At 71.1% G+C, this 14,183-nt stretch carries 17 protein-coding genes and 1 pseudogene; 11 read left to right on the top strand and 7 right to left on the bottom strand.

Going from position 1 to position 14,183, the window contains the following annotated elements; translation table 11 throughout:
* Window positions 1-4 precede the first annotated feature (4 nt).
* On the top strand, window positions 5-799 hold the full coding sequence (locus JOD54_RS24050; protein ID WP_204453362.1) for an SCO1664 family protein: 795 nt from the start codon (window positions 5-7) through the stop codon (window positions 797-799).
* Between the two features lie 145 nt (window positions 800-944).
* Here the strand turns inward: JOD54_RS24050 and JOD54_RS24045 are convergent, their stop codons facing one another.
* Window positions 945-1,640, bottom strand: coding sequence for a class I SAM-dependent methyltransferase (locus tag JOD54_RS24045; RefSeq protein WP_204453360.1), 696 nt, complete (start codon window positions 1,638-1,640; stop codon window positions 945-947).
* A 449-nt stretch (window positions 1,641-2,089) separates the two neighbouring features.
* Here JOD54_RS24045 and JOD54_RS24040 point away from each other — a divergent pair, with 449 nt between their 5' ends.
* The 5 genes and pseudogenes from JOD54_RS24040 (at window position 2,090) to JOD54_RS24020 (ending at window position 5,477) form a co-directional block, all read left to right on the top strand.
* Window positions 2,090-2,908 carry a DUF3097 domain-containing protein gene (locus tag JOD54_RS24040; protein ID WP_204453358.1) on the top strand — a complete coding sequence of 273 codons (819 nt, stop codon included), beginning with the start codon at window positions 2,090-2,092 and terminating at the stop codon, window positions 2,906-2,908.
* A gap of 40 nt (window positions 2,909-2,948) precedes the next feature.
* The gene (locus JOD54_RS24035) at window positions 2,949-3,374 is read left to right on the top strand and encodes an NfeD family protein (RefSeq protein WP_204453356.1); all 426 of its coding nucleotides are present in this window, start codon (window positions 2,949-2,951) and stop codon (window positions 3,372-3,374) included.
* Window positions 3,375-3,398: 24 nt separating this feature from the next.
* Window positions 3,399-4,514, top strand: a pseudogene (locus tag JOD54_RS24030) (SPFH domain-containing protein); the annotation flags it as partial.
* Between the two features lie 64 nt (window positions 4,515-4,578).
* Entirely contained in the window at window positions 4,579-5,040 is a 462-nt protein-coding gene (locus JOD54_RS24025) for a hypothetical protein (RefSeq protein WP_204453354.1), read from the top strand.
* Window positions 5,040-5,477: a hypothetical protein gene (locus tag JOD54_RS24020; protein ID WP_204453352.1), complete on the top strand. Its 438-nt coding sequence runs from the start codon at window positions 5,040-5,042 to the stop codon at window positions 5,475-5,477. The genes JOD54_RS24025 and JOD54_RS24020 overlap by 1 nt, the downstream gene beginning before the upstream one ends.
* Here the strand turns inward: JOD54_RS24020 and JOD54_RS24015 are convergent.
* Window positions 5,459-6,166: a methyltransferase gene (locus JOD54_RS24015; protein ID WP_307860241.1), complete on the bottom strand. Its 708-nt coding sequence runs from the start codon at window positions 6,164-6,166 to the stop codon at window positions 5,459-5,461. The genes JOD54_RS24020 and JOD54_RS24015 overlap by 19 nt on opposite strands.
* A gap of 53 nt (window positions 6,167-6,219) precedes the next feature.
* On the opposite strand from JOD54_RS24015, the gene JOD54_RS24010 reads away from it, so the two are divergent.
* Window positions 6,220-6,546, top strand: coding sequence for a hypothetical protein (locus JOD54_RS24010; RefSeq protein WP_204453351.1), 327 nt, complete (start codon window positions 6,220-6,222; stop codon window positions 6,544-6,546).
* A gap of 173 nt (window positions 6,547-6,719) precedes the next feature.
* Here the strand turns inward: JOD54_RS24010 and JOD54_RS24005 are convergent, their stop codons facing one another.
* From JOD54_RS24005 to JOD54_RS23995, 3 genes are all read right to left on the bottom strand, one after another.
* Window positions 6,720-7,787: a DNA glycosylase AlkZ-like family protein gene (locus JOD54_RS24005; RefSeq protein WP_204453349.1), complete on the bottom strand. Its 1,068-nt coding sequence runs from the start codon at window positions 7,785-7,787 to the stop codon at window positions 6,720-6,722.
* A gap of 1 nt (window position 7,788) precedes the next feature.
* Window positions 7,789-8,703 (bottom strand): ferredoxin family protein, encoded by a 915-nt coding sequence (locus JOD54_RS35245; RefSeq protein ID WP_275592684.1) that lies wholly within the window; start codon window positions 8,701-8,703, stop codon window positions 7,789-7,791.
* A gap of 70 nt (window positions 8,704-8,773) precedes the next feature.
* Window positions 8,774-9,742: a helix-turn-helix transcriptional regulator gene (locus JOD54_RS23995; RefSeq protein WP_204453345.1), complete on the bottom strand. Its 969-nt coding sequence runs from the start codon at window positions 9,740-9,742 to the stop codon at window positions 8,774-8,776.
* Between the two features lie 225 nt (window positions 9,743-9,967).
* Between JOD54_RS23995 and JOD54_RS23990 the strand changes: the two genes are divergently transcribed.
* From JOD54_RS23990 to JOD54_RS23975, 4 genes are all read left to right on the top strand, one after another.
* Complete coding sequence (locus JOD54_RS23990; RefSeq protein ID WP_204453343.1) at window positions 9,968-11,068, top strand: winged helix DNA-binding domain-containing protein; 1,101 nt, start codon at window positions 9,968-9,970, stop codon at window positions 11,066-11,068.
* Between the two features lie 32 nt (window positions 11,069-11,100).
* A complete protein-coding gene (locus JOD54_RS23985; RefSeq protein WP_204453340.1) occupies window positions 11,101-11,922 on the top strand; it encodes an SRPBCC domain-containing protein in 822 nt (273 codons plus the stop codon).
* 10 nt (window positions 11,923-11,932) lie between these two features.
* A complete protein-coding gene (locus tag JOD54_RS23980; RefSeq protein WP_204453337.1) occupies window positions 11,933-12,442 on the top strand; it encodes a DinB family protein in 510 nt (169 codons plus the stop codon).
* Between the two features lie 126 nt (window positions 12,443-12,568).
* Window positions 12,569-12,775, top strand: a complete 207-nt coding sequence (locus JOD54_RS23975) for a hypothetical protein (protein ID WP_204453335.1) — start codon at window positions 12,569-12,571, stop codon at window positions 12,773-12,775.
* On the opposite strand, the gene JOD54_RS23970 is transcribed toward JOD54_RS23975, so the two are convergent.
* Window positions 12,747-13,022 carry a hypothetical protein gene (locus JOD54_RS23970; protein WP_204453333.1) on the bottom strand — a complete coding sequence of 92 codons (276 nt, stop codon included), beginning with the start codon at window positions 13,020-13,022 and terminating at the stop codon, window positions 12,747-12,749. The two genes, JOD54_RS23975 and JOD54_RS23970, sit on opposite strands and share 29 nt — an antisense overlap.
* A gap of 92 nt (window positions 13,023-13,114) precedes the next feature.
* Entirely contained in the window at window positions 13,115-14,080 is a 966-nt protein-coding gene (gene add / locus JOD54_RS23965; protein ID WP_204453331.1) for an adenosine deaminase, read from the bottom strand.
* Window positions 14,081-14,183 lie beyond the last annotated feature (103 nt).

Below are 14,183 nucleotides of genomic sequence, written 5' to 3'. Positions count from 1 at the left end.
GCCCGTGCTGCCCACCGACCCCGGCGTCGGCGAGTTCCTCCTGCGCGGTTCCCTGGAGATCGAGGGCAGGCTGGTCGACGCGTCCAACGCGACCCTGTTCTGCGGCATCGAGGCCGACGGCGTCACCGCGCAGTGCGTGTACAAGCCGATCCGCGGTGAACGCCCGCTCTGGGACTTCCCGGACGGGACCCTCGCGGGCCGCGAGGTGGCCGCGTACCTGGTGTCGCACGCCGCGGGCCTGCCCCTGATCCCGCCCACGGTGCTGCGCGACGGGCCGTTCGGGCCGGGGATGGCGCAGCTGTGGGTCGACACCAAGGAGGGTGACGACCTGGTCGACATCCTCCCGCCGGACCAGGTGCCCCAGGGCTGGCGGGCGATCCTGCACGCCCAGGACCGGCACGGCGATCCGGCGGTGCTGGCGCACTCGGACGCGTTACCGGTGGCGCTGCTGTCCGCGCTGGACATCGTGCTCAACAACGCCGACCGCAAGGGCGGCCACGTCCTGCACGGCACCGACGGCGGCGTGTACGGGGTCGACCACGGCATCTGCCTGCACCGGGAGGACAAGCTCCGGACGGTGCTGTGGGGCTGGTCGGGGGAGGCCCTGCCGGACGAGGCGGTCGACGCGCTGCACACGCTCAACGCCGCCCTGCGCGGCCCGCTGCCGGACGAGCTGTCCGAGCACATCACCAGGGCGGAGATCGCTGCCCTGAGCGCCCGGGTCAAGGCGCTGCTGGCGGCGCCGGTGTACCCGGTCCCCGATGAGGACGGCCGCCCCATCCCTTGGCCCGCCTTCTAGCCCATTCGGTCTAGTTCCGCTCCAGCTGCACCTATCCCCCATGTACAAATTATCAGCTATTAACTATCAAGGTAACCGATAGTGGGTCGTGAGGGTGGCTGCGGTGGGTGGGCGCGTTTCGAAGGAGAAGAGCGCGGGGGAGGGGTTAGGCGGCTTCGAGGACGAAGAACAGGAAGGAGATGAAGGCCTGGCGGTCGGCGAGGTCGTCGGGGAACAGTTCGCGGGCGCCAGGGGCCGGGTGGGGCTCGCTGATGACGGCCGTGCGGAAGCCCGCGGCGGTGAAGGCGTCCGTCATGGCGTGCAGGGGGCGGTGCCAATAGGTGAGCACGACTTTCTGCTCGCCGAGGGTGAACTCGTCGGACCACTGGGTGGTCGCGAAGTAGTCGGAGTCGGGGTTGATCAGCTTGTAGATGAACGGGTGGTTGACCGACAGGATCAGCCTGCCGCCGGGGCGCAGGACGCGCCGCAGTTCGGCGAGTGGCGCGGTCCAGTCCTCGAGGTAGTGCAGCACCAGGGCGACGATGACGTCGTCGAACTCGCCGTCGGGGAACGGCAGGGGGTGCCCGATGTCGCCGACCCGGAGGTCCGCGTCGGTGCCGAGTCGTTGGCGGGCCAACTCCACCATCTTGGCGCTGCGGTCGAAGCCGACGACGGTGGCGCCCCGGTCGCGTAGTGCGGCGAAGATCGGGCCGGAACCGCAGCCCACGTCGAGGATCCGCCTGCCGGTGACCTCACCCGCGAGGTTCAAGATCGCGGGCCGCGCGTAGTAGCCGTTGATGAGGTTCGCCTCGTTGTCGGCCGTGTAGGCCTCGGCGAAATCGTCGTAGTCGTTGAGCAGCATGGTGTCGATCTTACTGGGTCCCACCACATTTTATCAGCTATTAACTATCAAGATAATGGACATTGGGCAAGGCAGGTGGGCAGCCGGGCAAGCCGGAAAGCGCGAGTTTTCAAAGACGGCCGCGACGGAGGGGCTCGCTCTGGGGCGGGGCCTGGGAGTAGGCGGCACTCTGGGGGTATGGCCGGGCGTGGGGTGTTGTTGGCGGACTCGGTGTAGGACGTGGTGGCTGGGGTGCTCGCGTCGTGGTGGTGGGTGGCTGGGGGAGTGGGGTGTTTCCTGTTCGCGGCGCTGTTGGCTCGGGCGGCGAGTGGGTACACACAGCGGCGGTGACCGGGGCGGCGTGGATGTCGGTGGGGGTGGCTAGGGGCGTCTGCGGGGTGTTCGCGGTGTTGGAGTGGCCTCGGCGTGGCTTGGTGGATGAGGGGTAGGCGGTCGTTACGGTGGCGGCTGTGCGCTCTCAGGGATACGGGGACATCACTTCGGGCAGGCCGCGGCGGCAGGTGCCGGAGGTGGTCGCCGAGGACGGGCTTGTCGTGGAGGACCCGGCCAGTGGGTTCTGCGGCGCGGTCGTTCGGTGGGAGTACGGCAACGTCGTGTTGGAGGACCGGAACGGGCGGCACCGGCTGTTCCCGTTGACGCCCGCTGGGTTTCTCGTGGACGGTCGGCCGGTGACGTTGGTGCGGCCCATGCCTGCCAAGGCCCCTGTCGCGCTGAAGCGGTCGGCGTCGGGGTCGACGCGGGTTGAGGGGTTGCGGGCGAAGACGGCCAGGGCGAGTCGGATCTGGGTGGAGGGGATCCACGACGCCGAGTTGGTGGAGTTGGTGTGGGGGCACGACCTGCGGGTCGAGGGTGTGGTGGTCGAACCACTCGACGGCGTGGACGACCTCGCCGCGCGGGTGACGGAGTTCGGGACCGGGCCGGGGCGGCGGTTGGGTGTGCTGGTCGACCACCTGGTGACCGGGAGCAAGGAGTCGCGGATCGTCGCCGAGGTGCGCGATGAGCACGTGCTGGTGACCGGTCATCCCTATGTGGACATTTGGCAGGCGGTGAAGCCGTCGGTGTTGGGGATCGCGGCCTGGCCGGTGGTGCCCAGGGGCGTAGCGTGGAAGGACGGCGTGTGCGCGGCGCTCGGCTGGGGTGACCCGGCGGACGGGTGGCGGCGGGTGCGCGCGGCGGTGTCGGGGTTCCGGGACCTGGAGCCGCCGCTGGTCGGCGCGGTCGAGCGGTTGATCGACTTCGTGACCGACCCGGACAGCGGTTCGGCGTGATCCGGACCCGGGGTCGGGTCCGATCTGCGAGGATGACCGCATGGCGGCACTGATCTGGCTCGTGGTTGGCGTGCTGCTGATCGCGGCCGAGGTCCTCTCCGGGGACTTCGTGCTGGTGATGCTCGGCGTGGCCGGGTTGGCGGGTGCGGGTGCTGAGGCGTTGTTCGGGGTGCCGCTGGTGAGCGTGGCGGTGTTCGCCGCCGCGTCGTTGGCGTTGACGACGCTGGCGCGGCCGGTGTTGCGGCGGCGGCTCGGTGGGGCGCACGTGCGGGACAACGTGGCGGCGTTGGTGGGTGAGCGCGCTGTGGTGGTGGCGCGGGTTGATGAGCACGGTGGGCGGGTGAAGCTGCGCGGCCAGGAGTGGTCGGCGCGCTCCCTGGACGCCACGCAGGTGTTGGAGCCGGGAACCCCGGTGACGGTCATGGAGATCGCCGGGGCCACCGCGGTGGTGTGGGCTGACCAGTAGGTCGGGTTGGAGGGTGTTGTGGAACTGCCGCTGATCGTGGGTGCCGTCGTGGTGCTCTTCGTGCTGGTGACGTTGATCAAGTCGATCAAGGTGATCCCGCAGGCGCAGTCGGCGGTGATCGAGCGGCTGGGGCGGTTCCGCACGGTCGCCGAGCCGGGGCTCAACGTGCTGGTGCCGTTCCTGGACCGGATCCGGGCGCGGATCGACCTGCGGGAGCAGGTGGTGTCGTTCCCGCCGCAGCCGGTGATCACCCAGGACAACCTGACGGTGTCGATCGACACGGTGGTGTACTTCCAGGTGACGGATTCGCGGGCGGCGGTGTACGAGATCGCCAACTACATCATCGCGGTGGAGCAGTTGACCACGACGACGCTGCGCAACGTGGTCGGTGGGATGAGCCTGGAGGAGACGCTGACGTCGCGCGACCACATCAACGGGCAGTTGCGCGGGGTGCTCGACGAGGAGACCGGGCGGTGGGGGATCCGGGTGGCGCGGGTGGAGTTGAAGGCGATCGACCCGCCGCCGTCCATCCAGGACTCGATGGAGAAGCAGATGCGCGCGGACCGGGAGAAGCGCGCGATCATCTTGACCGCGGAGGGGCAGCGGGAGGCGGCGATCAAGACGGCGGAGGGCCAGAAGCAGAGCCAGATCCTGGCGGCCGAGGGCGCGAAGCAGGCGACGATCATGGCGGCGGAGGCGGAGCGGCAGTCGCGGATCCTGCGGGCGCAGGGTGAGCGGGCGGCGCGGTACCTGCAGGCGCAGGGGCAGGCGAAGGCGATCGAGAAGGTGTTCGCGGCGATCAAGGCGGGGCGGCCGACGCCGGAGGTGTTGACTTACCAGTACCTGCAGACGTTGCCGGAGATGGCCAAGGGTGACGCGAACAAGGTGTGGATGATCCCGACGGACTTCGGGAAGGCGCTGGAGGGGTTCGCGCGGCAGTTCGGGCTCAAGTCCGACGACGGGGTGTTCCGGTACGAGCCGTCTGAGGAGCCGGTGTCGTCGCGGCCGGAGTCCGATGAGGACGAGGTGGCGGAGTGGTTCGACACCTCGACCGATCCGGAGGTCGCGCGGGCGGTGCGGGCGGCTGAGGAGGTCGCGCGCAAGGAGGTCGACCCGCCTGCGGCGGGGTTGGTGCCGCCGTCGCTGTGACGGTGTGATCGGCGTGGTGCCCGGGATTGTCGGTGGTCGCTGGTTCACTGTGGGTATGGGAGTGCTGACGGACTATTTCCGTGCCGCCGATGCCGGTGTTGTCGTGAAGTACCTCGAGCTCTCCGATGCGGCGTCGCCGGTCGGGGAGCTCGATGGTGTTCAGGCGAAGTCGGTGGATCCGGACGTCGTGTTGGGGCGGTTGGTGGCGGCGGCGTCGGGTGGGTCGTTCGTGGACTTGGATTCGCGGGCGGTGTGGCCGACGACGCCTGCGCCCACGGATGTTCCCGAGGAGGGCGATCCGTGGGCTGAGGGTCCGTGGGTGTCTGAGGTGGGTGCTTCGGCGCGGGATGCGTTGGCTGGGGTGTCCGATGTGGCCGCGGTGACGGCGGTGTGGGTGGAGGCCGAGGAGGTTTACGGCGACGCCGCCGACTGGGAGCCGTTCGTGGCGGAGTTGGTGGCGTTGGCGCGTCGGGCTCGTGATGCCGGTGAGTCGTTGTTCTGTTGGGTGTCGCTGTAGTGGGCGTGTACTTCGACTACTTCCGGGCTCCTGACGTGGCGGTGGTGCTGCGTGGGGTGTCGGATCGTGCGGCGTTCCCGGCTTTTGACGGGGTGTCGGCGAAGTGGTTCGCGTTGGATGGTGCCGTGGACCGGTTGGTGGGGTTGGCCGGGCACGAGGTCGTGGAGCGGCGGGTGTGGCCTGCGGGTCCGGAGCCGGATGGGCCGGTGGCGGCGGGTGATCCGTGGTTGACGGGGCCATTCGTCTACGAGTGGGATGCCGGGACTCGTGACGCGCTGGCGTTATTGTCCGATGTGGATGGTGTGGCGCGGCGGTGGGCGCGCGAGGAGGAGTTGGACGAGGTCGACGCGGTGGTCGCCTGGGTGGGTGCGCTGGTGCGGGTGGCCAGGGCGGCTCGGGATGCCGATGAGGTGTTGTTCTACTCGATGGCCGGGTGACGGGTCATGCGGTAGGTGAAGTAGTCGGCGGTCCAGTTGTCGCGGGTGTGGTGTGCGGTGGCGAGGGTTTCGGTGGTGAGGCCCGCCGCCGCGGCTCGGGTGTGCAGGTGGTCGAGGTCGCCCGAGGTGCCGAAGAAGATCAGCAGTCGGGCTGTGTCGGTCATGTGGGCGCCGACGTGGGCGAAGAAGCTGTTCATGGCGCGGTAGTGGTGGTCGGTGCTGGCCATTTCGAGGGTGTCGCGGGGGGCGAACCAGCGGAACGGCGGGTCGAAGACGATCAGGTCGAAGCGGCCGTCGACGGTGCTGAAGACGTCGCTGTGCCGGGCGGTGAGGGTGACGCCGTTGCGGGCGGCGTTGGCTTCGGTGGCGGTGATGGCGGCGGGGTTGATGTCGACGGCCAGGACTTCGCGGGCGGTGGCGGCGGCGAGGACGGCGTTGACGCCGCAGCCGGTGCCCATGTCCAGGACGCGGTCGGTGGGGCGGACTTCGTCGAGGACGGCTTGGCCGAGCAGGTGGGACACGCGGGTGATGGGGTGGATGCCTGCGGGGATGTGGAAGGTGCGGCCGAGGTGGTCGGTGGTGAGGTCGGGGCGGGCGCTGGATTCGCGGTAGGCCTCGTCGTGCCAGCGGCGGACGCGGGCGATGTGGTCGTCGGACAGGGTGGGTTCGTGCTGCGGGCTTTGGTCCACGTGTTGACCGTATTCGGCCGCGCACCCGGGTTTCGGCGTGCTATTTGTGTGGGGTGATCGAGTACGTCACGCGGGTGTTGGCGCGCTTGGACATCGGGTGGCGGGTGCTGTCGGTCGAGCCGGGGCCTGGTGAGGTGCTGGTGACCGTGGGGGACGACCGGGTGTCGGTGGGGGTGTACCTGGCGTTGACCGTGCCGCTGGCGCAGGCGGTGGCGGCGATGGCCGACCAGGTGCAGGACCACGCGGTGGAGGCGTTCTGGGGTCGGCCGCTGCCGTTGTGCCCCGGGCACCAGCACCCGTTGTCGCCGCGGGTGGTCGGGTGCGGGGTGCGGTGGGTGTGTCCGCGGGATCCGGACCACCACAGCGAGCTGCTGCTGTGATCAGGCGGTGGTGAGGGGGGAGGTCGGGGAGACGCCGGGTGAGTTCTAGGCGTTCGGCCGCTGGCAGATCGGTTGTCGCTGCCACGGACCGGCGTTGTTGGCTGGTGTTCGCCGCGCGAGCGGCGGGTGCGTCCGTGAGAGCCGGTGGCGAGCAGGGTGAGCCGCTGCTGTGATCAGGCGGTGGTGAGGCGGACGTTGTTGAAGCCTCGGGCGGTGGCTACTCGTTCGGCTTCGGTGGTGAGGTCGCGGGTTTTGGTGAACGGGTCGATGGTGATGGTGAGGGTTTTGCCGGAGGTCTTGGTGCGCCAGGTGCCGGTGATCTCGCCGCGGTCGAGGATGACGCCGGGGTTGCCGATCATGCGCCAGATCTGTTTGCGGTGGGCTTCGTCGGGGACGATGAGGGCGCGGTCGCGGGTTTGCAGCCAGGGGTCCAGTGGCGGCAGGAGGCGCAGCACGTCGGGGCCTGGGGGGTTGTGGAGGTCGTCGAGGTCGGTTTCGGGGAACCAGCGGCCGTCGCCGAGGTCGACCAGGCCGTCGGGCCACGCGGGTTTGACTTGGGCCTGGGTGGTGTCGAGGAAGCTCGCGAGGTCGGCGGGGGTGGCGGGGCCGTGCAGGCGCAGGTAGGCGTCGATGATCGGGCCCGCGCCGGTGGATTCCTCGGGGATGGGGTGCTGGTCGGGTAGTGGCCGCAGGACTGTGGGGCGGGTGTCGGCGTGCACGGTGACACCGGCGGCTAGGCCGATGACCTGGAAGAGGCTGCCCCAGATGTGGGTGGCGGCGCACACCCGGCAGGCGTAGGCGTAGGGCGCTGGCAGCTTGGCGGTGATCTCGGTGCTGACCTGGCCGCGGGGTTTCTCGGTGTCGACGACTTCGCGCATGGCGGTGGCGGCGGTGGTGTAGGCGGTGAGTCCGGGGATGCCCGCGCGGCGGAGGGCGGTTCCGCAGGCGTTGAGGCGGGCCGCGGCGTCGGCGTCGGTGCGGGGCCACAGGGCGGTGGCGAGTGCGGGGATGTCGGTGGTGCGGAGCAGGTGTGGGGCGCCGCGGTGGGCCCAGGTGGTGGTGAACCCGTCCAGTTGGGTTTGTGCGGGTAGGCGCGCTGCGAGGGCGACGTGGGGTGAGCGGCTGCCCGCGTCTTGGATGCCGAGGTCGAAGACGGTGAGGGCGGCCGGGTCGGTGGTGTCGCGGTGCAGGCCGTGGCGGGCGACGCGGTAGGCGAGGATCTGGTCGCGGGTGGGGGTCATGTCAGTCGATCCGGATCACGTGGTGGGCGGTGACGGGGCCGGGGGTGGCGCCGCAGCTGGCGGGGCGGTCGGGGCCGGTGGCGTGTTCGGCGACGGTGACGCGCCAGCCCCGGCCGTCGACGTGGGTGACGCCGACGCGCCAGTGGCCGTTGTCGTCGGGTTCGGGGTCGCGCACGCGCAGGACGTCGGGGTGGGTGGTGTTGGTGAGGTCGCGGACGGCGAGTTCGGCGGCTTGGCCCGCGGGGTGCCAGGTGGAGCGGCCTCGGCAGCGGTCGGTGCGGACGGTAGTGCTGGTGAGCAGTGCGCGGGCGCGGTCGGCGTTGAGGTCGCCGTAGGTGTAGCCGGTGGGCAGCAGGAGTCCGGTGGGGGCGAAGCGGTGGCCGCCGATGTGGGTGCATTCCCAGACGGCTTCGCCGTGGGTGGTGGCGAGGTCGGCGACGATGGGGCGGCCCGCGACGGCGCAGCACAGGTCGCGGCGGCCGTTGGTGCACACGAGCAGGACTGGCCAGGTGACGGGTTCGCCGAAGTCGCCGACGTCGCCCGCGCCCACGGCGGGGAAGTCGAGGTCGAGCAGGAGTTTGGGGTCGGTGAAGGTGTCGCGGCGGAGGAAGGCGCGGCCGGGGGTGGTGTGGGCGAGGTAGACCTGGCGGGGGGCGGGGCGGTGGCGGTCGGGGTGGGGGCCTGGGCGGCGGATGAGGACGACGCGGACGCCGGTGCCTTTGGCGCGGGCGGTGAGTTCGGTGGCGACGCCGGGGTCGAGGTGGCTCTGGGTGAGGGCGTCGCGGCCCCAGGGGCCGGGTTGTTCGACGCACAGCCAGGTGGTGGCGGTCGCGGCGCTGCCTGCGAAGGGTTCGTCGAGCGCGCGGGACACCGCGGAGCACGCGGTGGCGGGCAGCGCCGGGGGAGTGGTCGCCATCGGCACAAGGCTCTCACGGAACATACCGCCGTTCGAGTGCACCCGGGGTGCCTGCCGGGTGACTCGCGGGTCAGCTGCCGGTGGAGCGGTGGGCGGCGCGGCTGAGGCGGTCGGCGACGCCGGTGATGCGGTCGACGAGTTCGGGTGGGGAGTGGACTTGGAAGTCGCAGCCGATGAGGGAGATCCAGATGGCGATGCCGTCGAGGGAGTTGCTGCCCGCGCGCAGGGTGCAGCTGGTGTCGTCGAGGGGTTCGAGGACGCCCGCGGTGGCGGTGATGTGTTCGGCGGCTTGGGCCATGGGCATGTGCAGGGTGATGACGGCCTGGTAGCGGTAGGCGGCGTTGGACAGGCCGTAGGCGGTGTAGGCGGCCATGTCGTCGGCGGGTGGTTCGCGGGGGGTGAAGCGGGGGCCGGTGGGGGTGCGGGGGGTGAGGCGGTCGACGCGGAAGGTGCGCCAGTCGTCGCGGTCGAGGTCGAAGCCGACGAGGTACCAGCGGCGGCCGGTGTGCACGAGGCGCAGGGGTTCGACCTGGCGGAGGCTGTGGTCGCCGTCGCGGTGCTGGTAGTCGAAGCGCAGGCGTTGGTGGTCTCGGCAGGCGGAGGCGATGGTGGCGAGGGTGTCGGGGTCGACGGTGGGGCCGCGACCGGGGAGGGCGACCATGGCGGAGTGCAGGGCGTTGACCCGGTTGCGCAGGCGGGCGGGCAGGACCTGTTCGAGTTTAGCCAGTGCCCGCACGGAGGTCTCCTCGATGCCGGTGACGGTGCCGCCGGAGGCGCTGCGCAGGCCGATGGCGACCGCGACGGCTTCCTCGTCGTCGAGCAGCAGGGGTGGGAGGGCGGCTCCGGCGCCGAGTCGGTAGCCGCCGGTGGTGCCGGTGGTGGCGTGCACGGGGTAGCCGAGGGAGCGGAGTTTGTCGACGTCGCGGCGGACGGTGCGGTCGGTGACGCCGAGGCGGTCGGCCAGGTCGGCGCCTGACCAGTCGCGGCGGGTCTGCAGCAGCGAGAGCAGTCGCAGCAGGCGCGCCGAGGTCTCCAACATGTCGGCCAGTGTGGCAGCCATTGCGGACCACAGCGGTCCGCAATGGGGCCCAGTGGTGCGACCCAGGATGTTGGCCGTGTATCGGCCCGTCCACGGCGTGGCTGGCAAGGCGCCGGAACGGCCTCGTACTGGGCGTACTCGGTCGTTTCGGCAACGCAGCCAGGCGCGTCGTGGGCGGGCCGAGACATGGTCAAGGTTCTGGGTCGCACCACTAGCGTTGCGCGGGTGACCCCGGTGTTGACTCGTCGTGCCCTCAACCGTGCGCTGCTGGCCCGCCAGTTCCTGCTGGAGCGGGTGGCGGTGTCGCCGTTGGAGGCGGTGCGGCACTTGGTGGGGTTGCAGGCGCAGGCGCCGAACCCGCCGTACATCGGGTTGTGGTCGCGGTTGGCGGGGTTCGAGTTCGCGGATCTGTCGGAGTTGGTGTCGTCGCGGCGGGTGGTGCGGGTGGCGTTGCTGCGGTCGACGATCCACCTGGTGGACGCGGGGGACGCGGAGCCGCTGCGGGGGTTGTTGCTGCCGGTGCTCGAGCGCGGGTTCCGGGCGACGGTGGGTCGCGCGTTCGACGACGTGGACCACGTGGAGATCGCCGAGGTGGGGGCGCGGATCGTGGCGGAGGAGCCGTTGACCGCGGCGGAGTTGGGGCGGCGGTTGGCGGTGCGGTGGCCGGGGCACGAGCCGGACCGGTTGGCGGCGTTGGTGCGGACGCGGGTGGGGTTGGTGCAGGTGCCGCCGCGGGGGTTGTGGGGGTCGTCGGGGCAGGCGCGGCACACGACGCTGGGGGCGTGGCTGGGGGAGGGTTCCTCGGCGGCGATGTCGGTGGATGTTCTGGTCCGGCGGTATCTGGCGGCGTTCGGGCCCGCGTCGCCCGCGGACGCGCAGGTGTGGTCGGGGTTGACCGGGTTGCGGGAGGTGTTCGAGCGGCAGCCGGACCTGGTGCGGTTCCGCGACGAGGCCGATCGGGTGCTCTACGACCTGCCGGAGGCGCCGCGCCCCGAGGCCGACACGCCCGCGCCGGTGCGGTTGGTGGCCGCGTTCGACAACCTGGTCCTCTCGCACGCGGACCGGACGCGGGTGATCGCCGATGACCACCGCAAGACGGTGGTGATGGGGACCGGTAACGGCAATGTGCGGCCGACGGTGCTCGTCGACGGGGTGGTGGTCGGTATGTGGGGCACGCAGCGGGTGAAGCGGACGGTGGTGCTGACGGTGACGCCGTTCGTGAAGATCTCGGCGAAGGACCGGCGGGCGGTGGAGGCGGAGGCGCGGCGGCTGCTGGCGGTCACCGACCCGGACGCCGACGCGGTCGAGGTGCAGTACATGCCTTGACGGGCATATTCCGGTCTGGATATGTTCGCGGTATGGACGCCACGCTGAGCACCGACGGCAGCCACCCGAGGCTGCGCTTCGAGCGGCACCTGAGCCACCCGGTCGACAAGGTGTGGCGCGCGATCACCGAGCCCGAGGGCCTGTCGGCGTGGTTCCCGGCCGCCGTGGCGGTCGACGGGGTCGAGTTGACGTTCACCTTCCCCGATGGCAGCACCAGCTCGGGCACCGTCACAACCCTCACCCTCAACCAGAGGTTCACCTTCGTCTGGGAGGGGGAAACCCTCGACTTCACGGTTACCCCCACCGACGCCGGCACCCTGCTGGTGTTCACCCACCACTTCGCCGACCGCGCCGGTGCCGCGTCCTTCGCCGCCGGGTGGGACGGCTGCCTGGCCGCCCTCGTCCACACCCTCGACGGCTCTCCGCTTCCTGTGCATGACTGGGCCGCCGCCCACGAGCGCTACGCCGCTCGGTTCGACCTGCTGCGCGGCACCGCCGAACCCGACCCCGACGGCACCTGGCGAGTCCACTTCGAACGCCAACTGACCGCCCCGGCCGCGGCCGTCGCTCCCCGGTTGGCCGCCATCACCCCGTTGCCCGCCACGACCTCGGACACCGGTCTGCGCGCCGAGCACGACGGCCAGACCGTCCACATAGACCTGTCCCCGGGCCCCGGCGGCGCGCGTCTGCGGCTGACCCACGCGGGCCTGGCCGAGCCGGACCTCGTCGCCACCCTGGTGCACTGGCACACCGCGATCCACGGCCTCGCCGCCGACCTGATGGGCACCACCCCCACCCCGGAGACCGACCTGGGATCCCGCTACCGCACCGCGACCGGCGGCCAACTCCCCTAGACTCGACCCCATGTCGATCACCGGGCCGGACCGCACCTGGCCCCGCACCGACGCCGACGACGAACTCCGGCTGCAGTGGGAGTTCCTCACCTTCCTGCGCGCCACCGCGCTGATCAAGGCCACCGGCCTCACCCCGGCACAGGCCAGTGCGACCCCGTGGCCCACGTCCCCGGTGATGAGCGTGCTGGGCGTGCTCAAACACCTCACCGCCGTCGAGCGCTACTGGATCACCCGCACCGCGGGCGGCTCCGACGCCCCCACCCTCTGGTCCCCCGACGACGTCAACGCCGAATGGCGGCTGCGCCCGGAAGATACCCCTTCGGCGGTGATCACGGCTTACCGCGCCGAGTGGGCCATCGCGGAACGGGCCATCGAGGGCCTCACCCCGGGCGACCACACCCGCCGCGACCCCGACCGCACGGTTCGCTGGGTCCTCACCCACGTCATCCAGGAAACAGCCCGCCACGTGGGCCACCTCGACATCCTCCGAGAACACCTCGACGGCACCACGGGCGAATAGGCCCGGAGGCCGGGCGGTGCGGAGCCCCCATGGCACGATCGCCCGGTGGCCACAGACGACACACGACTGCGACGGCGGGTTCGACGGGACTTTCCCGAACCCGGTTCTGCCGCGGAGGTTCTGCGGTTGCTCGCGGAACTTCCCCACCGCACCGGCGACGACACCCTCGGCACCGAACGCGTGCAGGCGGCGATCGTTCTGCTCGCCGACGGGGACATGGCGCGGTTGCGCGACGCCCTCGCGTTGAGCGTTGTGGACTGGCGTGATGTGCTCGTCGGAGCGAGCTTGGCGGACGAGGACTGGCCTAGTCGACTTGACCGGGAGCTCGGGTGAGCCGCCGCAGGCCCGCTTCGGTCACCCGCACCGCCACGTCCCGTGTCCCCAGCACGACCCGGAACACCACCAACCCGCGCCGTTCCAGCATCGTCAACGCCTCCGCCACCCACTGCGGCACGTGACCGGCGGGGCCGCCATCGGCTCCGGCCCACAGGAAGCTCATCGGTGCGCCCCACAGGCCCGAGTGGAACAGCACCGACCCGTCAGCGGCGTGCCGAAGTGCTCGTGTCTCGTTCTCCGTCATCACAGCCCTCCCCAGGTCCCCACTTGTCGTGGCACCGATCACAGGCCTTATCGGCAGGTTCTCGCGCCAGGAAAGCGGGCACCACCCCTACCTCACCCCAGCCACCGAACGGCACCCGTTATCAACCCGTCCCGCACCTGTGCCGTTGCGAACGACGCTTCCGCCGCCGCGATCGCGACCTCGGCGAGTTCCTCGTCCGTGAATCCCAACGCCGTGCGCCAGAGGGCGTACTCGTCGGCCAAGGCGCGGCCGGTCACGTCGGGGATGTCGGTGTTGATCGTGACCGGCACACCCGCCTCGATCAGCGCGCGCACCGGGTGTGCGGCGGCGGTGGGCACCAGGCCCAGTACCACGTTCGACGACACGCAGATCTCCACCGCCACGCCGCGTTCGCGCAGCAGGGCCACCACCGACGGGTCCGCGAGTGCCTGGAAGCCGTGGCCGATGCGTTGGGCGCGGCCGATCTCCACCGCCTCCCGCACGCTCTCGGGGCCCGCTGACTCGCCCGCGTGGTGGACCAAGTGGAGTCCGGCTTCGCCTGCTGCGCGAAGGACCTCGGCGAAGGGGGCCAGCGGGTACGCCTCGTCCCCGGCCAGGCCGATTCCCACCACTTCGGGATAGCGGGTCGCCAGTTCGACCGTGCGTTCCAGGCGGGCGACCGACTGCCGTCGCGAGTGGTCCAGTAGCAGCCGCACGGTGATGTCGTTGGCGTGGGCGCCTTCGCGCAGGCCCTCGACGACCGCGGCCAAGGGCATGTCGAGGTCGTTGAGGCGTTCGCCGTGGGAGGCGGCGGTGAAGGTGACTTCCGCGTAGCGGGTGCCTTGTGCCGCCTCGTCGGCGCAGAACTCCACGGCCAGGCGGTGGAAGTCCTCCGGGGACCGCAGCAGGCCGCGGACGAGGGCGTTGCGGTCGGCGAACGCGCGGAACCCCGGGAACGGGCCGCCCGGCGGAACGGGGACACCGTCGCGGGCGGCCCAGTGCGCCACCGTCGCCGCCCGGGCGGTGCTCTCCAGGTGGACGTGCAAATGCGCTTTCGGCAACGTGATCAGGTCCCGCACCCCACCAGGCTAGGAGGGTGGTGGGGGAGATCGCCGCCTGTTTTCCCGGTCCCGGGGCAACCTTTCCGGTGCGGCGGGCGCTCTAAGGGGGTGGAACAGGCAC

The organism is Actinokineospora baliensis, from assembly GCF_016907695.1.
GTDB lineage: Bacteria > Actinomycetota > Actinomycetes > Mycobacteriales > Pseudonocardiaceae > Actinokineospora > Actinokineospora baliensis.
The sequence above is the reverse complement of the archived record's forward strand: the minus strand, read 5'-3'. Positions and strand labels throughout refer to the sequence as shown.